We start from the raw sequence: 22,863 nt of genomic DNA on the forward strand, positions 1-22,863 counted from the left end.
TCGTCAGGTGTCGTCATATCGATGACGACGCCTTTTCATTCGACGCGAAGCCCCGCCTTTTTCAAAAGCGGGATGACCCGATCGCAAAAATAGGGTAGTTCCTGCGTGTAGTTGACGAAGGATAGGGCGATGCCGGCATAGCCTTGGGCTGATATGGCGATCATGTCCTCGACGATTTTTTCCGGCGTGCCAATCAGGGGATAGCTGCCGGCGCCACCGGCAAAGCGCTGGCGGTAGCGGTCATAGGCATCCCTGTCATGCGATTGCGAGAACTCTTTCTTGCCGGCCATATGCTGATCGACGGCGGCGTGATCGGCCATGATGACGGCGTAGCGGGTGTAATAGTCCTCCGCCTCCTGCTGGGTCTCGCGGCAAACCACATGGCAGACGGTGTAGACGCCGACATCCCTGCCTTGCTTTTCCGCCCGTTCAGCTATGTCGATGACGTGTTTCCCGGCATCGGCGATCTCGGTAAAGGTGGTGAAAAGATAGTCGCAGTTTGCTGCCGCAAAGTCGCGGCCCGGGCCACCGAAAGCTGCGTTCATCGTCACCGGCCGCGGTGTCTGCAGGCTCGCCGGACGGCTGACGGCTTCCTTCAATGTATAGTAGGTGCCGGCGTAGTCCACGGGTTCATCGGAGGCGTAGACCTTTTCGACGATCTCCAGCCATTCTGCCGCCTGATCGTAGCCCTTCTCGACCAAGGGAACGCCGAACATGCCGAATTCTTTCGGGTTCCAGCCACAGACGATGTTGAGGCCGGCCCGGCCCTGGCTGATGTGATCGACGGTCGCCAGCGACTTGGCGCCATAGAGCGGATGCACCAACGGCACATGCACGGTCATGAACAGGCCGATCTTCTCGGTCGCTGCCGCCAGCGCCGCCGCCCAGGTGAAGGTCTCGAACGACCATTCGCGCACCCGGTTTTTGCCGCCGAAGCCGCGCCAACGGGCAATCGGTAGAAAGAATTCGAGGCCCGCACGATCGGCGATCTGGGCTGCAGTCAGATTGTCCTGCCAGCCGGCGGCCCAGCGTTCCGGCACATCGGTGATCGCCAGCCCGCCATCGGCATTGGCGGAGAACACGCCAAGCTTCAGCCGGTTCGGGCCCTTCAGCGGATGCGTCTTGTTCATTTTTCCCTCGCCGGCAGCGACTGCAAATTACCAAACGTCAGGTACAAAAAGCCCGGCGGGATGTCTCGCGCCGGGCTTTGTTTGCGTTGCTATTGGATGGCGTTGAGGTCAACGCCCTTGGTGTCGCGGATAAAGATAAGGCCAATGACAAGGCTCATTGCCGCAACCGCGATCGGATACCAAAGGCCGTAATAAATATCGCCCTTGGCAGCGCTCATCGCAAAGACCGTTGCCGGAAGCAGGCCGCCGAACCAGCCGTTGCCGATATGATAGGGCAAGGACATGCCGGTATAGCGGATACGGGTCGGAAACATCTCGACCAATATCGCGGCAATGGGACCATAGACCATGGTCACATAGATAACGAGAATGGTGAGAATGGCGATGGTGAGCGGCCAGTTTACCGCATTGGGATCGGCGACCATTTTAAACGCACCGCCGTTCGGTATGGTGTAGACGGCCATTTCCGTTGCCCCGGCCGCTTGTTCCGCCGTGAGCAGCTTCGCCTTGACGAGATCGGCCACCGGAGTGACTGTCTTTTCCCCGGCACGGATCGTCGCGGCATTGAGGTTGAGTTCAGAGTTTGCGGCAATGAAGCTATCCAGCTTGACATCCGGTACCTTGGCCGGATCGCGGGCGAGCGGGAAGCCGGCCTTCTGTAAAGCAAGGTTCAGATCATGTGTGAACGTGGCGGTCTTTGCCGCAGCGTCCGCGCCCGCGGCGACGGCATCGAATGAGGTCACCGTCGTATCGGCCACCGTTACCGTTGCCGGCTGGCCGGCCGGGCCAGCGACGATGACATAGGGGACGGAGCTCTTCGACAGGAATGACGTCGCGATATCGCAGGATCTGTTGAATTTCGCCGTTCCGACCGGGTTGAACTGGAAGGTGCAATCGCCGGGCGCTGCGGTGACGGTGGCGCGGATCGTCTGCTCTGCCTGGGCGAGAGCCGGGTTTGCCGCGCGGGTCAATGCGTTGAACAGCGGGAAATAGGTCAGGATCGCCAAGGCAAGGCCCGCCATGATGATCGGCTTGCGGCCGATCTTGTCGGATAGCCAGCCGAACACGACGAAGAAGCCGCTGCCGATCACGAGGGCTATGGCGATCATGATATTGACCGATTGGCCATCGACCTTCAGCACGTTCTGCAGGAAGAACAGCGAATAGAACTGGCCCGCATACCAGACGACGGCCTGGCCGGCCGTGAGGCCGAAAAGTGCGAGCAGAGCGATCCTGGCGTTCTTCCACTGTCCGAAAGCTTCCGACAGCGGTGCTTTGGAGCCCTTGCCCTCTTCCTTCATCTTTTGGAAGGCCGGGGATTCACTGAGCGATAGCCGAATCCAAACGGAAATGCCGAGAAGGACGCAGGACAGGACGAAGGGGACACGCCAGCCCCAATCGGCAAAGGCGCCTTTGCCAAGCCAATTCTGCACCACCAGAATGACGATGAGCGACAGGAAGAGCCCGAGCGTCGCCGTCGTCTGAATCCAGGATGTGTAATAGCCGCGCCGGTCGTTGGGCGCATGTTCGGCGACATAGGTGGCGGCGCCGCCATATTCCCCGCCGAGTGCCAGGCCCTGCAACAGGCGCAATCCGATCAGAATGATCGGGGCAATGATGCCCCAACTGGCCGAACCCGGCAGGACGCCGACCAGGAAGGTCGACAGGCCCATGATCGTGATCGTGACTAGAAACGTATATTTGCGGCCGACGAGATCGCCGATCCGTCCAAAGACCAGCGCGCCGAACGGCCGGACGAGAAAGCCTGCCGCAAAAGCGAGCAGCGCGAAAATATTGCGGGTTGCCTCCGGATAATCGCTGAAAAAGGCCGCACCGATGAATGTGGCCAGAGAACCATAGAGATAGAAATCATACCATTCGAAAACAGTTCCGAGCGAAGATGCAAAGATCACCTTCTTCTCTTCCCTGGTCATACCCCGACCAGAAGCTTCACCCACAGCAGTGGTTGCCATTCTTATTCCTCCCAGTTGCACCAAGGATATGGACGCCAGAACCGTGCATATCCTCCCATGTTGGCATTACGCTTGGTTTTTCGGTCGATCGACGGCAAGCCAAGCGCCGGTGAACGCCCCCGGATTTCCTCCCCCCAGAGGTCACGCACCTGATGCACGAGAGAAGTGTTGACCAAAAATTGAAAAATGCAATGCCAACAACTTGCCTCCACCGTCTAAAACTGTGTGTAAGGCGGTGGGAGGGGTAAGGTATTCCTGCAAAAGCGATAGCCTCGGATCGCCGAGATCGCCCGCAAATCCATTTCGTCAATTCCGGATTGGACGGCGTTAAAATCCGGATTGGACGAAACAAAAATCCGAATTGGACGGAATACCCCTTTGCCTGAAGAAGCTAGCCGACAGCCCTCTTCATTTTCGACCAGAACGAGGTTGATCCTGCCATTCGGCGAACGGCTCTATGCGGCCCCCATCTCATGTCTATGGGGACCGTGATCGTTTCAGTCACATGCGTTGGCGCCGCGTTCGGACTACGCCGGTTGAAGTCCGACGCGCCGTAACGGCGGAAAGGCGAGCGCGATGGCGACTGCACCGAGGCCGACCATGGACGATCCGATGAAGAGCCAGGAATAGTTCGCGAATGTATCGAAGATCCAGCCGCCCACCAGCGGACCGAACGCCATTCCAATGCTCGACAGCATCGTTGCCGCGCCGAAGACGGTGCCGATGACGCGGGGGCCGAAATATTCGCGTGCAAGCACCGCATAAAGCGGCATGACCCCGCCATAGGCGCTGCCGAAGATGACCGCGAGCGCGTAGAATTCGTCAAGCTCGCTGACGAGGAGATAGGTCGCGAGAGCTGCCGCCTGCACCAGTAGACCCGCGACCAGGACTGGCTTGACGCCGACCCTGTCGGCAAGCGTGCCATATAAGAGCCGGCCGCCGAGCCCTGCTAGCCCTTCGACGCTGTAGATGCTGACGGCCGCCATCGGTGCCACGCCACAGATCGTCGCATAGCTTACCATGTGGAATATCGGCCCCGAATGCGCCGCGCAGCAGGCAAAGAAGGTTCCTCCGAGAACGAGAAATTGCGGCGATCGGAATATCTGCCCGAGCGGTACGCTGGGACCTTCGGCCGCGGAATCGGCAGCCGAACCACCCGCAGCAACCGGCGGGCGTCGCACAAGCAGTGCCGCCGGCACCAGCAGTATCCAGGCGAGACAACCGATGAGCATCATGGCGGTCTGCCAGTCATAGGTCGAAATCAGCCAGCGGGCGAATGGCGAAATCGTCATCGGCGCAACGCCCATGCCAGCGGAGACCAGCGAAACGGCGAGGCTGCGGTTTTCCTCGAACCATGCGGTGGTGGCCGCGATCATCGGTGCGAAGAATGCGCTGGCGGCGAGGCCCACGAGAATGCCATAGGTCAATTGAAATTCGAGGAGCGATCCGGCGCGGCTCGCCAGCACAAGCGCAAGGCCCAACAGGACTGCGCCTGTCAACACGACGATGCGAGGCCCGAAGCGGTCGCTTGCCGCGCCCCACAGGAAACCACCGAGACCCATCACCAGAAAATTGAGCGTCATCGCGCTCGCAATGCCCGCATGCGACCAATTGGTGGCCGTAGCGATCGGCATTTGAAAGATAGCCAGTGAAAACATCGCGCCAAGCGCAACACAGGTCATCAGCGCGCCGGCGGCCACGATGACCCAACGATAGGAAACGTTCATATCCGCTTAACCCCTCTATTTGTGCGATCGATCTTAGTGCGGCATGGACGGCCCTCGTCCGTGGCCGTCCATTCCCTTAAGACGCTCGAACCGGCGCGATTTCGACATGCTCCTTTCATTTTTATTCTTGAGCATGCGACTGGGGTGATCGCAGATCAATTCATATAAGAGCATGGCCGCCGAATAAGCGCGAATTGGCCTCGCGGTGCCCCTAGACCTCTCGGTCGGCAGCATCGATGATTTCGATTTCGCAGATATTATGAACTGCGGTCTTCGCTTGTCCGCGTCGCGAAGCCACCTATTTCCAATTCTCGCGCCGCCACTCCTCCACGCGCTCATCCATATCGATGCTTCCCCTTTCAGCCAGGATATTCAGCGCAGCGTCGTGCTGCTCCTTGTTCACTTCCTGCACGGTCAGCAGGACGCCACCGCGTCGAAGCGCCTCCGCGTAGTTCTTGCGTTGCTCTTCCGTAAAGAAGAACCCGGTCAGGGCGTCGATAAAGCCGATATGATCGATTGGCGGTACATCGGGCCGGTTTCCGGGCGTCATGGTGATGGCATCTTTCGGTATGCCGGCCTCTATGAGTTCTTCGGATGCCTTTTCGGCGTCGGCCTCGTCGTCAAAAAATGCGCTGAGCGCATGCGAACCGGGTCGTCCTGCGATTTCCATGGTGTTTCTCCGTCGCTATAGCCTGATGGCATAACGACGGCGACAGTGCGCAGTTCCCGCTGCGGCCGTGATGAGAAGACTGGATGCCCCTCGTTACGCGCGGGTGGCGGTACCGCCCAGCTCGAACAGGTCCTTGAATTGACGCGGCTGACTGCGGAGATATTGATTGGGCGCCCGCACCTGAGCTCCCAATTCGGCCGCTGCGTGCCATGGCCAACGGGGATCGTAGAGAATGGCGCGCGCCAGCGCGATCATGTCGGCATCCCCGGTCGAGACGATCGCTTCTGCCTGCGTCGGCTCGGTGATCAGCCCGACGGCGACCACCGGCATGCGAACGGCAGCCTTGACGGCGCGGGCAAGCGGCACCTGATAGCTCGGCCCGATCGGAATCTGCTGCGCCGGGTGAAGGCCGCCACTGGAGACGTGAATCGCGTCGCAGCCGCGGGCATCGAGCTCCTTGGCGAAGGCAACGATCTCATCGGGGGTCAAGCCGCCTTCGACCCAATCCGTACCCGAGACCCGCATGGTGAGCGCTTTATCGGAGGGGAAGGCGGCGCGCACCGCATCGAACACCTCCAGCGGAAACCGCATCCGGTTCTCCAGTGAGCCGCCATATTCGTCCTCTCGCCGGTTCGAAAGCGGCGAGAGAAACTGGTGCAGGAGATAGCCGTGGGCTCCGTGAAGCTGGATGAAGTCGAGGCCAAGTCGACCTGCGCGGACGGCCGAGGCCGCGAAGGCATCGCGAATCCGCTGCAACCCGTCACGATCCAATGCAGTCGGCGGAACGCGCCCCTCGGTAAAGGGAATGGCGGAGGGCGCCTCCGTCTGCCAGCCATGCGGCGTGCCCGGAGCGATCTGCGCGCCTCCGAGCCAGGGGACTTCGGTCGACGCCTTGCGGCCGGCATGGCTCAATTGAATTCCGAGCGGCATGTCCGACCACCGCCGGATGCCCTCAAGCGTCCTGCGCATGGCCGCTTCTGTTTCATCATTCCACAGCCCGACATCCGCCCAACTGATGCGGCCTTCGGGAAGAACGGCGGTTGCTTCGATGGTCAGCAAGGCCGCTCCCGAGAGGGCAAGCTGGCCGAGATGAATGAGATGCCAATCGTTCATGCATCCATCCTCAGCCGAATATTGGCACATGGGCGCAATGACGATGCGGTTGGCCAAGTCGAGATTGCGAACGCGAAACGGCGTGAAAAGGGCGGGTTGGGCCATGACAGTGTCCTTTGTGCGGTGGAGCGCGTCCACATGGTTACGTGGAAAAATAGGCTCTTCTCAACATTCTCCACCGACCGTTCGTTGCCGGTCAGATCAACTGAACCGGCCGGCGTTGTCATTTTCCTCGGATGCCTACGACCGGGCAACCGGCAGCAAGATCCGTTTCTCAATTCGGCCTGCGACTGAGAAGACGAGCAGGTCGGTGTTTTGACCGATCCTCTCGCCGCCCATCAGCCTTACGATGTCGTCGACACCACTGACCGGGGTGCCGTCGATTGCCAGAATATAGTCGCCGTCCCGCAAGCCTGCGCGCTCGGCAGGACCGCCGGGTTCGACGCGTCTGACGCGCACCGAGGTTCCCTGGCCCGTCCCGGCCTCAAGGGCAATCCTCCGCGGCAGCTCGATCGTATCGCCGGCGATGCCGATGAAGGCACGCCTGACCTGGCCGTAGCGCAGTATTTCCGAAACCACGAAGTTCGCCGTATTGGAAGCGACCGCGAAGGCGATGCTCTGCGCGCCCTGGATGACGGCCGTATTAACCCCGATGACCTCGCCACTCGACGATACCAACGGCCCTCCGGAATTGCCGGGATTGAGCGCTGCGTCGGTCTGAATGACGTCATCCATCAGGCGTCCGCTCGCAGATCGCATCGAGCGACCAAGCGCTGATACGATACCGGCGGTCACCGTCCATTCGAAGCCGAGCGGATTTCCGATGGCGATGGCGATATGGCCCCTGCGCAGACGCTTGGAGTCCCCAAGCCGAGCCCAGGCGCCGACGCCGGAATTCGCTCGGATGAGAGCGATGTCGGTGTCGACGTCGCGTCCGAGCACGCGTCCTTCGGTGACGGAACCGTCAGGGGTGGTGATGCGGACGATCTTGGCGTCGTCGACGACATGGTTGTTGGTGACGATCAGCCCGTCCGGCGAGACGGCAAAGCCGGAACCATGCCCGCCCTTGCCGCCAACACGCTCGATCCGGCTGACCGCCGGTCCAACCGCCTCCACCGCACTTGCTATGGATTGAGAATATGCATCGATCAGTGCCCCGTCGTCTGCGGGCACAATGTTCTTATCTATGAAACCCATCGTTTGATCCTCAAACAGCGGCGCCCATCGTCGCTGCCGCCGGCGACCGATCACAGGGGATGCCCTGGTTCGCCATGGCGCTGTAGTGAGAATTAGATGGATGGGCGTCGGCTTGCGTTCAAGGCGGGACACTTGCTGCGGAAAGCTTTGATCGCTGCCAAGACTTATTCAATCGCACGCCGGCTGTTGTGCCGGCGTGCGATGGTCATTCTATCGCTGCAGCGATTGGGAAGGCAGATCGGGTCAGACCACGTTGATCACGACGTCTATATTGCCGCGCGTGGCCTTGGAATAGGGGCAGGTCTGATGCGCAGCCTCGACGAGCGCCTGAGCCACATCGCGCTCCAAGCCCGGCAGGCTGACATTGAGACGAGCTTGTAGGAAATATGCGCCGTCGATGAGGCAAAGATCCACCTCGGCGTCGATCGCCGCATCAGCCGGAACGGCGACCTTCATCTTGCCGGCGGCAAGCCCGATTGCACCTTCGAAGCAGGCCGACCAACCGGCAGCGAACAGTTGCTCCGGATTGGTGCCGGCGCCAGAGGTGCCGGGGGAGGAAAGCTTGATGTCCAGGCGGCCATCGGAGCTGCGCGATGCGCCGTCGCGGCCGCCGGTGGTGTGGGTCTTGCCGGTATAGAGTACCTTGCCGGTCTGGGTCATGATGTCGGTTCCTTTGATGTCTTTGATGGCGCCCTTATGCGGGCAATGACTGCTCACCAGCCATTGCCCGCATAAAGCAGTGTCGACGTATCCGGCATGTGTCCTGATCGAGCCGAAGTGTAACGGAGTGTGGGGTGCCGGCGGCTTTGTACATTGCCGTACAAAGAGGGCGGCGGGCGGTTGCTAATTCCGGTTTCCGCGCTGCCGCCGCAGGACGTCTCGCTGCATCGTCCTGCTCCTCATCCAAAGGTGAATACGTAGGCTTCGACACCGGGATCGAGGAAGCGGACCGTGAAAGTCCGCTCCCCGAGATCGCCGGCTTGGCGCACGAGCTGATAGAGGCGTGTTTCAGTGATTGTGCCGTTGCCCTCGGCGTCGGTGTCGGCGCCATGGCTGGCAGCCGGCGCCTTGCCATCGACTGTGACCTGAAACCGCACCGGCTTGCCATCGGCACCGGGGCCGAGAACAAGGTGCAGGTCGCGGGCGCTGAAGCGATAGGTGATGCCACCGCCGGCCTTGTTCAGCGTCGCTTGTTCGGGACCGATGGTCCAGTTGCCGGAGAGGCCCCATTCGTTGAGACCGGGTTCACCGGTCGTATAGTTCTGAGCGGCATTCCCGTTCAGACCCTCCGGCGATACGAAGTTCGAGGCTTCCTTATAGCCTATGTAGGTCTCGCCGGATCTGATGTTGCCGAGATCGGGTGCAGCCTCAGCGCCTCGCGCATTCGGCGTGACCATGCTGTTTTCGGGCATCTCGCTGCCGGCGTCCGCCAGCAGTTCCTGGATGACCTTTTCGGAGGTATCGTATTCGCCCTCCCCGAAAACATGGTGCCTGATCTGCCCTTTGGCGTCGACGAAATAGAGTGCCGGCCAGTAGCTGTTCTGGAACGCCTGCCAAATCCTGTAATTGTTGTCGATGGCGACGGGATAGCCGATGTCGAAGTCCTTGAGGGCTTCCTTCACGTTATCGACGTTCTTCTCGAAAGCGAATTCCGGTGCGTGCACGCCGATGACAATCAGCCCCTGATCCCGGTATTTGTCCGACCAGGCTTTGATGTAGGGGATGGTGCGGATGCAGTTGATGCAGGAATAGGTCCAGAAATCCACGAGCACGACCTTACCGCGAAGCTGCTCGGCGGTCAGCGGCGGCGAGTTCAACCATGTAACAGCGCCGTCAAGCGAGGGAAGCCGACCCTCGACGGGAAGTCTGCTTTTGAAGCCAGGCTTGGTGGCGGCCATCATCGGTGTGTTGCTGGCCACCATCGTCGCCGTGGAGTCCGGGCGATCGGCGTTGAAATGATCGAGAACGGCCTGCTCCAGCGTCGAGGTGCTGGCGTAGGACAAGTGCGCCAGAAATCCCGTGTCGAAGCCAAGCGCGATCGCTGCGACACCGGCGAGGACCGCCGCGCCGAGAGCCTGGCGCAGTCTTTCGCCAGATCCGAGCGAATTTTTCATGGCCGCGAAGATCCGGCTGCCAGCCAGAAGGGGGGCCGCGAGCGATGTTGCCGCACCTGCCGCATAGGCAAGAAGCAACAGAGTGGTGCGGGCATTCGCTCCCTGAAGGGCGGCACTCGTCAGGATCAGGCCGAGGATAGGGCCGGCGCAGGGCGCCCACAACAGCCCGGTGGCGATGCCGAGAACCAGAGAACTTCCAACCGTGGAGCAGGAATGCTGGCCGGGCGAATTCAGCAGCCTGTTTCCCAAGGCAACGATCGGCCGGGTCAGGATTGTAGCAATCCGCGGCGAGACGAGGGTTACACCGAAGACGGCAAGCAACGCGAGGGCGGCGTAGCGGCCATTTTCGTTGGCATGGATAGCCCAGCCGCCGCCGATGGCCGCAAGGGTCGCGACTGCGGCAAAGGTTATCGCCATGCCAGCGAGCATCGGCAGGCCGCTTCTGACGAAGGGCTGACCGGCACGGGCAAAGACAAAGGGAAGAACCGGGAGAATACAGGGGGTGAGGATCGTCAGCACGCCTCCGAGATAGGCAATGACAAGTAGCGTCATCTTCGTTTCCTTTGAAGGGATTGATCGGGCGCCAAGGCGCAATGGCCGACGAGCAGCCATTGGCCGCATAAGGGGAAGCGGACGTATCCCCCATGTGTCCCGATGAGGCGAAAGTGTAACGAAGTGTTGGAAGGGAGCGGGCCGCTACGTTGGGATACAAACGTAGCGTGGCTTTCAGCTTCTCAGCGGATGGAGATTTCCGCCGACAGGCCGCCGCCCTCGCGATTGCGCAAAGTGAGCGAGCCGCCAATCGCCTGAGCAAGCTGTCCGGCGATCGCCAATCCCAATCCAGTTCCCCCGGTTCCCCGGCTCCGGGATTGTTCAAGCCGGAAGAAGGGCTGCATCACCGCGTCGAGCTGATCCGCCGGAATGCCGGGACCGCGGTCGAGCACCTTGATAAGGATCGCCCCGGTGCCGTCCTTCTGTACGGATATCTCCGCCGTGCCTGTGAATTTGAGCGCGTTGTCGATGAGGTTTGTCAGGATCCGCCGGAGGGCATGCGGCCGGGTAACAACAGCGCCGTCGATCTTGTCGGCGACCATCACCGCTTTGCCAGTGTCCTGATAGTCATAGGCAAGGCTCTCGACGAACGAGCCGATATCAATGCGGGAAGGTTTTTCGGTATTTCCGTGGGCGCTGCGGGCATAGGCTACCCCCTCGTGGACAAGGCGCTCGATTTCGGCGAGGTCCTGCACCAGCTTTTCTTTCTCCGCGGAGTCTTCCGCGATTTCGGCCCGCAGCTTCATGCGCGTAATCGGTGTCTGAAGATCGTGCGAGATCGCCGCGAGAATCTGCACCCTTTCCTCCAGATAATGGGCAATCCGGTCGCGCATCGCATTGAAAGCGCGTGCGGCATGGGCGACTTCGCTTGGCCCCGCTTCTGCGAGGCGCGGTGTCTTCTTGTTCGGATCAAGAGCGTCGGCGGCATTGGCCAGGTTCACAAGCGGCCGGATCGCCTGCCGGACGACAAGCCAGGTACAGAGAATGAGAAGACCGAGCTGCAGGAGAAGAACGAAGGGCAGCCATACGGCCATCGGCATGATGGGTGCGGGATTGACGTCGATCGTCAGCGGATTGCCGTCGCTGAGGGTCAGATGGGCTTGGAGGCGCTTGCCGTCACCCGGTATCGACACGAAGCTGAGGGGAAAGCGCTTGCCGACGGCGTCTTGTATTCTTCCGGCAATCTGCCTGCCCTGCTCCGTCATATCAGGCACGCCCGGAAGGCCCGGGCCGAGGACAAACCGATAGGTTCCGCGATCGAGGCGATCCAGCCAATCGGCACGTTCGGCCGCCGGCAGGCGATCGAGAACAGCGATCGAGGTCGCCACATCGCTCTCCAGCGTGTTGAGCATCACAGTCTTGGCGGAGATGTAGCGTTCCACGAACTGGACACTGAAGGTAAGCCCCTGAGCGATCATCAACCCGGCCAGAAGGATCAGGAACAGCCTTGATCCCAAGCTGCGTGGCCAAGGCCGGAAACCTCGAAACCCTGAGACGTCGCTCATCGGCGCAACTCGGATATTTCGACCGGCATTGCGAAAACATAGCCTTCGCTGCGGACCGTTTTGATATAGGCGGGCTCGCGGGCATCGTCGCGGAGGCGCTGGCGAAGTCGGCTGACCAGCAGGTCGATAGACCGGTCGAACAGCTCGGCGTCCCGCCCCTGTGTGAGGTTCAAAAGCTGATCACGGTTGAGGACGCGTTGCGGATGATCGACGAAAACGCGGAGCAAGCGATATTCCGCGCCGCTGAGCGCAATCGCCGTTCCTTCGCGATCGAGCAGATGTCGGCCGGTCGTATCGAGCTGCCAATCGCCGAAGGACAAAAGCTGGCCGACTTCCGTTACCTGCAGATTTGGCGGGAGCATGCGGGTGCGGCGCAGGACCGCCTTGATGCGGGCCAGGAGCTCGCGCGCGGCAAAGGGCTTTACCAGATAATCGTCCGCTCCCATTTCCAGGCCGATGATACGGTCCGTCTCGTCGTTGCGTGCGGTCAGCATCAGGATCGGTGTCGACTTGTGCTTGCCGGCGCGCAGCTCGCGACAAAGAACCAGACCGTCGTCGCCCGGCATCATCACGTCGAGGACGATGAGATCGACGGCATTTGTTTCCAGAAATGCCCGCATATGCCGGCCGTCTGCGGCGACGGTGGTGCGCAGCCCGTTCTTTGTGAGATAGCTCGAAACCAGCTCACGGATTTCACGATCGTCATCAACGATCAAAATGTGGTCGATGTGATCCATCGTCGGGTGGCCTCTTCTGTCCAGAACGGCGCAACAGGACGTCGCCGGCAGCGGTAGTCTATACCAACGCCGGCGCCCTGCTCGGAAGATCAGAATCTATCCACGTCGATGATTGCCTGGGCGAAAGCCTGCGGTGCTTCCTGCGGCAGGTTGTGGCCGATGCCGCCTTCTATGGTCCTGTGCTCGTACTTGCCCGCGAACTTATTGCGATAGGCTGCGGGTTCGGGATGCGGCGCGCCATTCGCGTCACCTTCCATTGTGATCGTGGGTGCGTTGATGACCGGAGCCTTTGCCAGCCGCTTTTCCAGATCGTCATACTGCGCCTCGCCTTCCGCCAGGCCCAGCCGCCAGCGATAATTGTGAATGACGATGGCGACGTGATCCGGATTGTCGAAGGATGCGGCGGTGCGTTCGAAGGTCGCATCGTCGAAATTCCACTTCGGCGACGCGATCTGCCAGATGAGTCTCGCGAAGTCGTTCCGGTATTTGGCATAGCCTTCCTGGCCGCGTTCCGTGGCAAAATAATACTGATACCACCATTGCAGTTCTGCCTTCGGCGGCAGCGGCTTCTTGCCGGCTTCCTGGCTGCCGATCAGATAGCCGCTGACGGAGACCATGGCCTTGCAGCGCTCCGGCCACAGCGCCGCAAGAATGTTGACCGTACGCGCGCCCCAATCGAAGCCGCCAAGGACCGCCTTTTGGATCTTCAGCGCATCCATCAAGGCAAGGATATCGGTAGCGACGACCGACTGCTGGCCATTGCGGACGGTGTTGGCTGAAAGAAAGCGCGTTGTGCCGTAGCCACGTAGATAAGGAATGATCACCCGGTAGCCCTGAGCCGCCAGCAAGGGCGCAACGTCGGCGAAGCTGTGGATGTCATAGGGCCAGCCATGCAGAAGAATGACCGGCGGACCATCAGCCGGGCCGGCTTCGGCATATCCGATATTCAGCAGGCCCGCATCAATCTGTTTGAGAGGACCAAAGGATGTATTCGTTCCCGGTTTGATCGCGGGCGGGGCCGTCGGCTTGGTCTGCGCGGACTGTGCTTGCGCAACGCCGAACAGGCCGAGTTGTGCGGCGGTGATGGTCATGGCGGCGGTACCAAAGAAACGGCGGCGATGATGGTTGATATCTTCGGACATTAATCTCTCTCTAATATGGCTTCGGGTCGGCATGAAGAGACCGCCTCCGTGTATCTGCGATGTGTCGCGATACCCTCGGCTTTGAATAGGTATGTAGCCTTCAGGGCTTCAGATACAATTGGCTACAAACGATGGCGTGATGCGCGAGGGGAAATCGGAAAATGATGCGTTAGCCGTGGCGCTACGTTGCCAAGCTTGCTCGTCGCCCTGCGATATTCCCCGCGGGGAACTCCTCCCTCTCGTTTGGGATATCCAAGCAAAAGTTCCCCGCGGGGAACACGCGCGGTTGCCGCCGGCGATAGAATCGCGCTACCGCATTATCTACGCCAAATGTTTGTAATATCGGCATTCAGCGTAATTACGGGATTTTTTATAAAACGTTAACCATCCAGGCGCTTAGTAGGCTTGCCAAAATGGGAGAGTGTGGTGACACGACATCTGAGCAGCCTCGCCTTCATGCAGACATTCTCTGCGAAGCTGGACGTTGCACTGGGCAATCTTAGCCTCGCGCAATTCCCCCCGAATGCCCGCCGCACGATGCGCAAATTCAGCTCCTCCGAAGTTGCCGCGCTGCTCAACGTCACCGAGGCCTATATCAGGCAGATTTCGCTGAAAGAGCAGGGGCCATCTCCCGAGGTCGCAAACGGCCGGCGCCTCTACTCGATGGAGCAGATCCTCGAGCTCAGGATGCACCTTGCGCAAAACGGCCGGAAGAAGTGGATGAGCCCGCGACGTGTCGAGGGCGAACAGTGCCAGATTCTGGCGATCACGAATTTCAAGGGCGGTTCCAGCAAAACCTCAACCACGATCCATCTTGGCCACTATCTGGCCTTGAAAGGGTATCGCGTGCTTGCCGTGGATCTCGATCCGCAGGCGTCGTTGACCAGCCTTCATGGAAGTCTGCCCGATTTCGATTACCGTGATGGCGATACGCTCTATTCGGCCATTCGTTTCGAAAATCCCGTTCCCACCGAGCAGGTCATTCATCAGACCCACATTGCGGGTTTCGATGTCATCTGCGCCGGTCTTGAATTGACGGAATTCGAAACCGCCGTTGCATTGGAAATGCGCAAATCCGGCGGTACGAGCTTCCTGTTGCGGGTTTCGCAGGCATTGGAGCAGATCGCGGATCGCTACGACATCATCTTGATGGATTCGGCACCGTCGCTGAACTTTCTCACCCTGTCGTCCCTTACGGCGGCGACGGGCGTTCTGATACCCGTTCCCGCTCACATGCTCGATGTCGACTCGACAGCAAAATTCCTCGAGCTTGCCGGGTCCTACATGCAGATCCTTGAGCAGGTGGGGACCTCGGCGCAATGGGATTTCGCCAAGTTCCTGATCACCAAATTCGAGCCGAACGATCACCCGCAAGCGAATATGACGGCGCTGATGCGGCAGGTATTTGGCGACGATCTTCTTTTGAATGCGGTGATCAAGTCGACCGCCGTCGCAGATGCATTGACTTGGAAGCAGAGCCTTTACGAGGTGCAGCGGGCCAGGTTCTCCGCGCCGAAGACCTATGACCGGGCAATTGAATCGATCAATGCCGCGAATGCCGAAGTCGAAGAGCTTCTCTGGAAAGCATGGGGGCGTCAATGAGCAGAAAAGATTCCAAGGGCATGTTCGCAAACGTCCTGGTCGGGCTCGCGGAAGAAGCATCCACGCCGCCGCTCGCGACATCGCCGTCGCCGCATCTCCTCAAGGTCGCCGCCGGCGTTCGACAGCTTCAGGAACGCGGTGAACTTGCCGATAAGCTGTTGCGGAATGCGGATCATATTATCGAACTGGATGTAGATGCGGTTTTGCCGTCGCAAATCCGCGATCGGTTCGACGGTGCTTACGAAACCGACCGGTTACAGGATCTCGTAGAGTCGATGCGAGAGCATGGACAGACCACGCCTGGCCTGGTTCGACCCATCAGCGGGGAGGGAGGCAAATTTCAGATCGTCTTCGGCCGGCGCCGTCTTGCGGCCGCAAAGCTTCTCGGCATCAAGTTCCGGGCGATCGTCCGTGATCTTTCCGATGAACAGGCGATCGTCATCCAGGGCGAAGAGAATGCCAATCGCGATGACCTGTCCTTCATCGAGAAGTGCGTTTTCGCCCTCAGTCAGGAAGAGGCAGGGTTTAAACGCGAAGTGATCTGCGCCTCGCTGGCGACCGGAAAATCGCACATCTCCGAGATGCTCCAGATCGCAAGAAGCTTCCCAAAAGCAGTTCTGGCGGGCATTGGCGCCGCTCCGGAGACCGGGCGGCGGCGCTGGGCGCAGTTGGCTGAGCGTTGGAGCGCAAATGCCGATGCTAGAGGGATCGCGGAGCGCATTCTCACGGGATCGGATGTTCAGCCGCTTTCCAGCGACAACAGGTTTGCCGCCGTGCTGAACGCGGTCTCTACTGCCAAGGAGGCTTCTCCAGCCGTTGTGGACCATGTCCAAGAAGTTGTTTCCAAGGGATTGACCCTTGCGGTGGTGAACTATGCCAAGGCGGGAACCAAGCTCACGTTCACGAAGGCCGTCCCGGACGATTTCGTCAAATATCTGCTGCATCGAATCGAGGGACTGCACGAGGAATATCTCGGTGAAACTCAGAAGGCGCAGGACCAAAGCAAGCGGGAAACTCGATAGATCTGGACATAAGGCGGCGAGGGTGCTTGGCTGAGCATATTTCGACGAGCTAGAGCAATTCCACGATAAGTGCGTGAGCCGCTTTCCGTCTGGGGTTGCGTAAAAACAATAAGATAGAGCATTTGACGGGATAACGAAACGACATGGCGCCGGAAACGGACGATCAAGAGAAAATCGATTCGACCTTTCGCAACGGATCGTTGACGGCCGTCGGAATCCTTGTCGGTTTCTCGCTGAGCTTCATCAATCGCTGGGTTTCCGGTCCGAACGACTGGAGTCGCATCGACATCCTGCCGATGACGGTCATGGTGATCGGCATTGCCGTGCAGGTGAAAGTCTTCGCCGATTTGCTGGCAAGGGATTCGCTGCTGGTGGTCAAATATGACCGCGCGCGCCGTCTCTTTATGATCGGGGTGATCATCGTGGCGGTCGGCATCGCAATCGCTCTCGTCAACGATGTTCTTGGCATCAGCAGTCAGAAAATGCTTGGCTAGACTGCTTGCTGGCGGGCTGAAAACATGTCTTTTCACGCCAGATCCGGCTGCCGCGCTACAGCCGGCGAAGCGCGATCTCGCTTGTTATGATCGATTTGCCGGTGCCCGGATCGCGGTCGATCGTTCGCAGATTGAGGCTATTGCCGCCGACTTCCTGTATCGTCATATTCGCCGTGCGGTCGCCATTGACCTCTTTTGCCCAGCGGACGGCAAGATCAATGGTATTGCCCTGGCGTTTTCCGGACAATCCAGAACGTCCCCCTGACGGGCCGACATAGACGCCGCTATAGCGCGCGCCATTCACCTTGAGATCGGCAGAGATCGCGCGGCTCACGACGAGCATGCCCCGGCAATTGCCGCGCATGGAGAGGGAAGGCCCGGTCGCCGTCAAAGCAAAGGTACATGCAACGTTGATCGGTGACGTTCCGATCCGACGGATGACGGTTCCTTTGCCAGTCCATTTTCCCTGCAGGGATTGCAGGAAATTGCTCTCGTCTGCGGCGGCCAAAGTTGGCAAAAGGCCGATTGACGTAATCAGGAGGACACGAGCGAAGCACGACATGAGAGAACCCCCGAAAGACGAATTTCCCCGAACGCCTATATGTCCGTATAGTTCCTTGCATTTTGGACGCAGATACCGGTCGTTATCGACAATGGCCCGGAAAGACGCAGCGGGCAAGTTGTACTACTCTTTCGGTTCCCAGCCGTGGTAAATTGAAATTGCCTCGGCAATGCGGTCACTACTTTTTACAGCTTCCTCTAATTTAATTTTGAGCTCATTTACGGCTGCTAATACTGCGCTCCGCGGTGCGGAGCGTGGTGCCGTTCCGTTTGGGGTAGGGCGACCAAGTACCAAGGCAAACGAAAAAAGCCTTAGCAGAATACCGAACTAGGTCTTCCAAGTCATGGAGCGGTGGGTTCAATGGCTCATATCATCATCATCAATCCGCGTTTCGAAACCTCCTATTGGGGCATGGAACACGCGCTTCCGTTGTTTGACGTAAAAGCGAACCTTCCGGTCGCCTGCCTGCCTCTGCTGGCGGCGCTCACGCCTGCCGAACACACCGTTACGCTTGTGGATGAGAATGTCGAGCCGATCGACTACGATCTCTGCGCGCAGGCCGATATCGTCGCGCTCACGGGCATGATCGTCCAACGGTTTCGGATGAAGGAAATCTTGACCGAACTTAAGCGGCGCAATTGTTTTGTGGTCGTCGGCGGACCGTGGGTTACCGTCAAGGAGGACTATTTCGACGGGCTTGTCGACGTCACGTTCATCGGTGAGGCCGAGGAGACCTGGCCGAAATTCCTGCTCGAATGGGCAGAGGGCCGTCATGTCAGGCGCTACGAGCAATCCGACAAGACGGACATGAGCAAGGTGCCGATCCCACGTTTTGATCTGTTGAAAATGGATGAATACGCGCTCGGCAGTCTCCAGTTCTCGCGGGGCTGCCCGTTCACATGCGACTTCTGCGATATCATCGTCGTGTTCGGGCGAAAGCCACGGATCAAGACCAGCGCACAGATCGTCGCCGAGATGGAGGCATTGCTGTCAGCCGGAATGGATACGGCATTTATCGTCGACGACAATCTCATCGGCAACAAGAAGGCGATCAAGGAAGTGCTGCGCGACGTCGTGGCCTGGCAGGAGCGTAATCATTACCCGATGACCTTCCTCACCGAAGCCTCGATCGATCTGGCCGACGATGACGAGCTGATGCAGCTCATGGTCGACGCTAATATCCGTATTGTCTTCATCGGCATCGAGACGCCGAACGAAGCAGCGTTGCGCGAAACCAAGAAGCTCCAGAATCTCAGAAAAGGCGGGACGATGCTGGAGAAGATCCACACCATCCAGCAGACCGGGATGGAAGTGTGGTGCGGCATGATCTTGGGTTTCGACAGCGACGACACGACGATCTTCGACGCCCAACGCGTCTTCATCAAGGATGCGCGGATCGTCAACGCCATGATCGGCATGCTGGCCGCCATTCCGAAGACACCGCTTTATACGCGCCTTGAGAAGGAAGGACGGCTGGACCACGACGATCCTCCGGCCTTCGGCACCAACGTCATTCCCCTTAATCTCAGCCGGGAAACCCTGCGCGACGGCTATCTTTCCGTGCTGAGCGATCTTCATCAGCCCGCCGCCTATTTCGACAGGCTCGACGCGCTCTATCTCGATGCCCGTATTCAGCCGGAGCGGACGCGCCTGCGCCATCTGCGCCGCCATCCTCTCCGCCTGATTGCCTTAAATCTGACGTGGGCGTTCGAGGCCGCGGGTATTTTCACAAGACTGATGCGTCGGGTTCAGGATCCGGAGTTGCGAAATATCTATCGCCAGCGCTTCTGGAAACTGCTGTTGCGCCGTCGTTCTCCGGTGATCCTGCAGATCTATGCCATCAAATGTGCCATGCATTATCACGCGCACAAAATGGTCCAGCAGATGCGATCCGGCGGCGACATCGTCAATTCCTTCTGATTGGTACCCGACGGGGTAGGGGAGGGCAGCCGATAGCGGGTTTGCGCCCGCTGGCGTGTCATTACGTCCAAACACTTTCGGGTGTCAGGATATCGAACGGGACGATGCGTTGTTCGATGGATGCCGTGTCCTTGTATTCCACACGGCGCAGCATCACTTCGATCAATTCCTGCGGCATCTTATCGAGCGGATGGCATATCGACGCGGTTATCAATCCCTCGTTCAGCCCCTTTCGCGTCTCAGGTCCGATGTCGCGGGAGATGACGTGAATATTCTGCCGCCGCTCCGGAGGCAATTCACGCAGCGCGCGCAGAACCCCGGAAATGCCGCCTCCGTTCACAAAGAGGCCCCTCAACTCGCTTTCCTCCTCGACGAGTTTGTGAACGATCTCATAGGCGTTCTGCGGCTCCTCATAGGTCAGAAGAGAGTCGCTGATGATGAGTTCCGGCGCATGTTCGCGCATGTAAGCGCGGAAGCTCGCATCCGAAATGTCCTGGCACTGGTAGCGGTTGGTGCCGATCAACGGAAATACCTTTCCGGGCTGGCGAGCGGTCTTATTGATGAACCAGGCGGCGGTTCGTCCAACTTTCCAATTGTCGGTTCCGACAAATCCCGCCCGGCTGGCGGCCGATAGGTCCGTCACGAATGCGATCACAGGCACCCCTTTGCTCCGCAACTCATCGATCGCTTGGCTGACTAACGGGTGATCCGCAGTCACCACCGCAATGGCGTCGGCTGTTTCACCCATCTTCAACAAATTGGCAGATACCGCCTCGGGGGAAAGATCGTCCTCAAAGACCACTTTGGGCTCGATCATCACATCGCTTCGCCGCAAAGCGGATGACGTCAAAGCCTCAGCCCACATTTGATAGAGGGGCCGATGCGATTGCTGCATCAGAAATCCAAGCTCCCGATGCGGCAGGTTATCACGCTTGCGTTCACGCAGCGCCCCGAGGCCATAAAAGCCAATTGCGTCGGCAGCCTCCAAGATACGATCGGCAGTATCTCCCCTGACGGTGCCAGTTCCGTGAAGCAGCCTGTTGATCGTGGAAAGGCTTACATTCGAAGCCCGAGCGAGATCAGCAATGGTTGGTCTATTCATACGGCGACCCCGGAATGCGTCATTCATGAATGACATGTTTTGGAACGAAATGCGTGATGGTGAAGTATTACAGTTTCGCTTTGGCATCTCAAGTATTAAACGTCATGACGCATTAAGTGGCCCTCTTTGGGAAGGGTTCTGGGAGGAAGACATGAAACGCATGAAGTTAATCGGCGCGGCTATCCTTACGACCGTCGCTTTGAGCCTTGGCGCGTCCACGGCGTTTGCCGCCAAGATTTTTGTCGTGGGTGGCAAGCCGGATGATCCGTTTTGGTCGATCGTCAAGCGCGGTGCCGAAGATGCGGGTCTCGTGGTAAAGCAGCAGGGCGGCTCCGTTACCTGGCTCGGTCCGCAGAACTACGACAACCTTGGCGTCGACGCAGCCGAGCTTATTCGCCAGGCCATTTCGCAGGGAGCCGATGCCATCGTCGGGCCGGACTGGGTTCCGGAAGCCATGGATCCCGCCTTCAAAGCCGTCGTCGACGCAAAAATACCCTTGATCATCTACAATGCCGGTGGCGTTGCTGCGGCTGATCGCCTGGGCGCCATGAACTACGTCGGAAGCGACGACTACAAGGCGGGCGTTGCGGCCGGCGAGTATTTCGCAAAGCACGACATTAAGAATCTGGTCTGCATCAATACACTGCCGGGTGCTGCGAACATCGAAGCTCATTGCCGCGGCATGACCGATGGAGTCAAGGCGAAGGGCGGAAAGGGCGACACGCTCCCGTTGCCGGCGACCTCCTTCGGCAATTCCACTGCCGTGGCGCAGGCAGTGAAAGCCTATTTGCTTCAACATCCCGATGTTGGTGGTGTCTATACGATCGGCAATGTGGATGCGAACTCGGCCATCAACGGCATCATGCAGGCCGGCAAAGTTGGCAAGATCAAAGTCGGTGGTGTGAACATGGATGAAACCATCTTGAACAACATCAAGTCTGGCACGCAGATGTTCACCATCGACCAGCAGGGCTACCTGCAAGGCTATCTCGCCGTTTCGATCCTCAACGGCAAGGTCAACAATGGTTTGACCGTTCCGACGCGTGAGATCTTGACCGGCCCCGGTATCGTCGATGCGTCCAACGTCGACGCCACGATGGCGGGTGTCAAAAACGGCGCTCGCTGAGCGACGAAGTCACGTGGCTGCCCGGCCCAATATGCCGGGCAGCAAACCGAGCGCCAAACACGAATGATCGCTTGATTAGCGCTATCCGGACACATGCCAATTTGGGAGGGAGGAACCAATGGTCTCTGCCGTACAATCCAAGCCGACCGCAGTTCCCGCCAGTTCAGGTCTGCTGCGATCCATGGGACAACTCGTAAGGCGGCCAGAAGCCGGCTCCTTCATCGGAATGATTGCGGGTTTCGTTTTCTTTGTCGTGTTTGGCGGGGAGACATTTGTTTCCGCCGCCGGCTTTGCCAGTTGGCTGAACATCGCCGCAGAAATCGGAATCGTCGCCCTACCGATCGGACTTCTGATGATTGCCGGCGAGCTCGATTTGTCGGTAGGTGCGGTGATCCCGGCGTCTTCGCTGACGGTCGCAGTGATATCCGGCCACTATGGTGCGCCTGAATTCGTGGGCATCCTGGCAGCGCTTGGAATGGGGCTGTTTGTCGGCTTCATGAACGGTTTTATCGTCCTTCGCACGCGCGTTCCTTCTCTCATTGTCACGATCGGGGTCATGTTCGCGGTCATGGGGCTCACCCTGGGCGTTTCGGTCCTGCTGACCGGATCAACGAGCACGGCGATCGTGCCGAGCGCGACTTCGAAGGCCCTGCTCGGCCAGTTCGTTGGCGGCATGTTCGAGGTGACGATTTTCTGGTGGCTCGGGATCGTCGTGGTTCTAGCCTACCTGTTGCATGTTTCGCGTTTCGGCAACTGGATCTATGCCCTCGGAGGCGACCGGATCAGCGCACGCAACGCCGGAATTCCCACCGAACGCCTGACCATTTCGCTTTTCATGATCAGCAGTTTTTGCGCAGCCTTCGTCGGGGTATCGCAGGCGATGGTCTATCAGAGCGCGCAGGTCGCGGGCGGACAGTCCTTCATCTTCAATTCGATCATGTGTGTCGTCATCGGCGGCGTGCTGCTGACCGGAGGCTTCGGATCGATCGTCGGCATCGTCTTCGGCACCATCACTTTTTCGATGGTCAACCAAGGCATCTATTTCACCGGGTTCGATCCGAATTTCGGCAGCGTCATCATCGGAGCACTCCTGTTGATCGCCGTGCTCATGAACGACACGTTCCGGCACATGGCACTCTCCTACTCAACCAAGAAAAAGAACTGAGGGCGGTGCG

Annotated in this window: 19 protein-coding genes; 6 read left to right on the forward strand and 13 right to left on the reverse strand. The window is 59.2% G+C overall.

All coding sequences use genetic code 11. From position 1 onward, the window contains the following. Nucleotides 1-35 precede the first annotated feature (35 nt). The 11 genes from GGD50_RS16335 to GGD50_RS16385 all read right to left on the reverse strand — a co-directional run bounded on the left by GGD50_RS16335 (nt 36) and on the right by GGD50_RS16385 (nt 13,860). Nucleotides 36-1,130: an LLM class flavin-dependent oxidoreductase gene (locus tag GGD50_RS16335; protein ID WP_183938400.1), complete on the reverse strand. Its 1,095-nt coding sequence runs from the start codon at nt 1,128-1,130 to the stop codon at nt 36-38. An 89-nt stretch (nt 1,131-1,219) separates the two neighbouring features. After that, nucleotides 1,220-3,103 (reverse strand): MFS transporter, encoded by a 1,884-nt coding sequence (locus GGD50_RS16340; protein WP_183938401.1) that lies wholly within the window; start codon nt 3,101-3,103, stop codon nt 1,220-1,222. A gap of 527 nt (nt 3,104-3,630) precedes the next feature. Continuing rightward, nucleotides 3,631-4,830: an MFS transporter gene (locus GGD50_RS16345; protein WP_183938402.1), complete on the reverse strand. Its 1,200-nt coding sequence runs from the start codon at nt 4,828-4,830 to the stop codon at nt 3,631-3,633. A 298-nt stretch (nt 4,831-5,128) separates the two neighbouring features. Next, nucleotides 5,129-5,500, reverse strand: a complete 372-nt coding sequence (locus GGD50_RS16350) for a hypothetical protein (RefSeq protein WP_183938403.1) — start codon at nt 5,498-5,500, stop codon at nt 5,129-5,131. Nucleotides 5,501-5,593: 93 nt separating this feature from the next. Further along, nucleotides 5,594-6,718 carry an NADH:flavin oxidoreductase/NADH oxidase gene (locus tag GGD50_RS16355; protein ID WP_183938404.1) on the reverse strand — a complete coding sequence of 375 codons (1,125 nt, stop codon included), beginning with the start codon at nt 6,716-6,718 and terminating at the stop codon, nt 5,594-5,596. 135 nt (nt 6,719-6,853) lie between these two features. Beyond that, a complete protein-coding gene (locus GGD50_RS16360; protein WP_183938405.1) occupies nt 6,854-7,810 on the reverse strand; it encodes a S1C family serine protease in 957 nt (318 codons plus the stop codon). Nucleotides 7,811-8,053: 243 nt separating this feature from the next. Beyond that, entirely contained in the window at nt 8,054-8,470 is a 417-nt protein-coding gene (locus GGD50_RS16365; protein WP_183938635.1) for an organic hydroperoxide resistance protein, read from the reverse strand. Between the two features lie 239 nt (nt 8,471-8,709). Beyond that, the gene (locus GGD50_RS16370) at nt 8,710-10,476 is read right to left on the reverse strand and encodes a cytochrome c biogenesis protein DipZ (RefSeq protein ID WP_183938406.1); all 1,767 of its coding nucleotides are present in this window, start codon (nt 10,474-10,476) and stop codon (nt 8,710-8,712) included. Between the two features lie 182 nt (nt 10,477-10,658). Continuing rightward, a complete protein-coding gene (locus tag GGD50_RS16375; protein ID WP_183938407.1) occupies nt 10,659-11,981 on the reverse strand; it encodes an ATP-binding protein in 1,323 nt (440 codons plus the stop codon). After that, nucleotides 11,978-12,718, reverse strand: a complete 741-nt coding sequence (locus tag GGD50_RS16380; RefSeq protein ID WP_183938408.1) for a response regulator — start codon at nt 12,716-12,718, stop codon at nt 11,978-11,980. The genes GGD50_RS16375 and GGD50_RS16380 overlap by 4 nt, the downstream gene beginning before the upstream one ends. An 89-nt stretch (nt 12,719-12,807) precedes the next feature. Then, nucleotides 12,808-13,860 carry an alpha/beta fold hydrolase gene (locus GGD50_RS16385; RefSeq protein WP_183938409.1) on the reverse strand — a complete coding sequence of 351 codons (1,053 nt, stop codon included), beginning with the start codon at nt 13,858-13,860 and terminating at the stop codon, nt 12,808-12,810. 426 nt (nt 13,861-14,286) lie between these two features. Here GGD50_RS16385 and repA point away from each other — a divergent pair, with 426 nt between their 5' ends. The 3 genes from repA to GGD50_RS16400 all read left to right on the forward strand — a co-directional run bounded on the left by repA (nt 14,287) and on the right by GGD50_RS16400 (nt 16,978). Then, nucleotides 14,287-15,462 carry a plasmid partitioning protein RepA gene (repA, locus tag GGD50_RS16390; RefSeq protein WP_183938410.1) on the forward strand — a complete coding sequence of 392 codons (1,176 nt, stop codon included), beginning with the start codon at nt 14,287-14,289 and terminating at the stop codon, nt 15,460-15,462. After that, the gene (gene repB / locus GGD50_RS16395) at nt 15,459-16,484 is read left to right on the forward strand and encodes a plasmid partitioning protein RepB (RefSeq protein ID WP_183938411.1); all 1,026 of its coding nucleotides are present in this window, start codon (nt 15,459-15,461) and stop codon (nt 16,482-16,484) included. Before repA ends, repB begins: the two co-directional genes overlap by 4 nt. A gap of 143 nt (nt 16,485-16,627) precedes the next feature. Beyond that, nucleotides 16,628-16,978: a hypothetical protein gene (locus GGD50_RS16400; RefSeq protein ID WP_183938412.1), complete on the forward strand. Its 351-nt coding sequence runs from the start codon at nt 16,628-16,630 to the stop codon at nt 16,976-16,978. Between the two features lie 55 nt (nt 16,979-17,033). Here GGD50_RS16400 and GGD50_RS16405 read toward each other — a convergent pair whose 3' ends face one another. Next, the gene (locus GGD50_RS16405; RefSeq protein ID WP_183938413.1) at nt 17,034-17,540 is read right to left on the reverse strand and encodes a hypothetical protein; all 507 of its coding nucleotides are present in this window, start codon (nt 17,538-17,540) and stop codon (nt 17,034-17,036) included. 360 nt (nt 17,541-17,900) lie between these two features. On the opposite strand from GGD50_RS16405, the gene GGD50_RS16410 reads away from it, so the two are divergent. Continuing rightward, nucleotides 17,901-19,460 carry a B12-binding domain-containing radical SAM protein gene (locus GGD50_RS16410; protein ID WP_183938414.1) on the forward strand — a complete coding sequence of 520 codons (1,560 nt, stop codon included), beginning with the start codon at nt 17,901-17,903 and terminating at the stop codon, nt 19,458-19,460. 61 nt (nt 19,461-19,521) lie between these two features. On the opposite strand, the gene GGD50_RS16415 is transcribed toward GGD50_RS16410, so the two are convergent. Then, entirely contained in the window at nt 19,522-20,562 is a 1,041-nt protein-coding gene (locus GGD50_RS16415) for a LacI family DNA-binding transcriptional regulator (protein ID WP_183938415.1), read from the reverse strand. A 151-nt stretch (nt 20,563-20,713) separates the two neighbouring features. Between GGD50_RS16415 and GGD50_RS16420 the strand changes: the two genes are divergently transcribed. Next, nucleotides 20,714-21,688 carry a sugar ABC transporter substrate-binding protein gene (locus tag GGD50_RS16420; protein ID WP_183938416.1) on the forward strand — a complete coding sequence of 325 codons (975 nt, stop codon included), beginning with the start codon at nt 20,714-20,716 and terminating at the stop codon, nt 21,686-21,688. A gap of 118 nt (nt 21,689-21,806) precedes the next feature. Further along, nucleotides 21,807-22,853, forward strand: a complete 1,047-nt coding sequence (locus GGD50_RS16425) for an ABC transporter permease (RefSeq protein WP_183938417.1) — start codon at nt 21,807-21,809, stop codon at nt 22,851-22,853. The last annotated feature ends 10 nt before the right edge of the window (nt 22,854-22,863 follow it).

Origin of the sequence: Martinezella paranaensis (genome assembly GCF_014200235.1) — a bacterium.
GTDB classification, from domain to species: domain Bacteria; phylum Pseudomonadota; class Alphaproteobacteria; order Rhizobiales; family Rhizobiaceae; genus Rhizobium; species Rhizobium paranaense.

Excerpts from the sequence above, each read along its gene's own strand:
- GGD50_RS16400 (WP_183938412.1), top strand. The coding sequence starts at position 16,628 with ATGGCGCCGGAAACGGACGATCAAGAGAAAATCGATTCGACCTTTCGC.
- GGD50_RS16365 (WP_183938635.1), bottom strand. The coding sequence starts at position 8,470 with ATGACCCAGACCGGCAAGGTACTCTATACCGGCAAGACCCACACCACC.
- GGD50_RS16405 (WP_183938413.1), bottom strand. The coding sequence starts at position 17,540 with ATGTCGTGCTTCGCTCGTGTCCTCCTGATTACGTCAATCGGCCTTTTG.
- GGD50_RS16335 (WP_183938400.1), bottom strand. The coding sequence starts at position 1,130 with ATGAACAAGACGCATCCGCTGAAGGGCCCGAACCGGCTGAAGCTTGGC.
- GGD50_RS16380 (WP_183938408.1), bottom strand. The coding sequence starts at position 12,718 with ATGGATCACATCGACCACATTTTGATCGTTGATGACGATCGTGAAATC.
- GGD50_RS16355 (WP_183938404.1), bottom strand. The coding sequence starts at position 6,718 with ATGGCCCAACCCGCCCTTTTCACGCCGTTTCGCGTTCGCAATCTCGAC.
- GGD50_RS16410 (WP_183938414.1), top strand. The coding sequence starts at position 17,901 with ATGGCTCATATCATCATCATCAATCCGCGTTTCGAAACCTCCTATTGG.
- GGD50_RS16350 (WP_183938403.1), bottom strand. The coding sequence starts at position 5,500 with ATGGAAATCGCAGGACGACCCGGTTCGCATGCGCTCAGCGCATTTTTT.
- GGD50_RS16415 (WP_183938415.1), bottom strand. The coding sequence starts at position 20,562 with ATGAATAGACCAACCATTGCTGATCTCGCTCGGGCTTCGAATGTAAGC.
- GGD50_RS16425 (WP_183938417.1), top strand. The coding sequence starts at position 21,807 with ATGGTCTCTGCCGTACAATCCAAGCCGACCGCAGTTCCCGCCAGTTCA.
- GGD50_RS16340 (WP_183938401.1), bottom strand. The coding sequence starts at position 3,103 with ATGGCAACCACTGCTGTGGGTGAAGCTTCTGGTCGGGGTATGACCAGG.
- GGD50_RS16385 (WP_183938409.1), bottom strand. The coding sequence starts at position 13,860 with ATGTCCGAAGATATCAACCATCATCGCCGCCGTTTCTTTGGTACCGCC.
- GGD50_RS16370 (WP_183938406.1), bottom strand. The coding sequence starts at position 10,476 with ATGACGCTACTTGTCATTGCCTATCTCGGAGGCGTGCTGACGATCCTC.
- GGD50_RS16420 (WP_183938416.1), top strand. The coding sequence starts at position 20,714 with ATGAAACGCATGAAGTTAATCGGCGCGGCTATCCTTACGACCGTCGCT.
- GGD50_RS16375 (WP_183938407.1), bottom strand. The coding sequence starts at position 11,981 with ATGAGCGACGTCTCAGGGTTTCGAGGTTTCCGGCCTTGGCCACGCAGC.
- GGD50_RS16360 (WP_183938405.1), bottom strand. The coding sequence starts at position 7,810 with ATGGGTTTCATAGATAAGAACATTGTGCCCGCAGACGACGGGGCACTG.
- repB (WP_183938411.1), top strand. The coding sequence starts at position 15,459 with ATGAGCAGAAAAGATTCCAAGGGCATGTTCGCAAACGTCCTGGTCGGG.
- GGD50_RS16345 (WP_183938402.1), bottom strand. The coding sequence starts at position 4,830 with ATGAACGTTTCCTATCGTTGGGTCATCGTGGCCGCCGGCGCGCTGATG.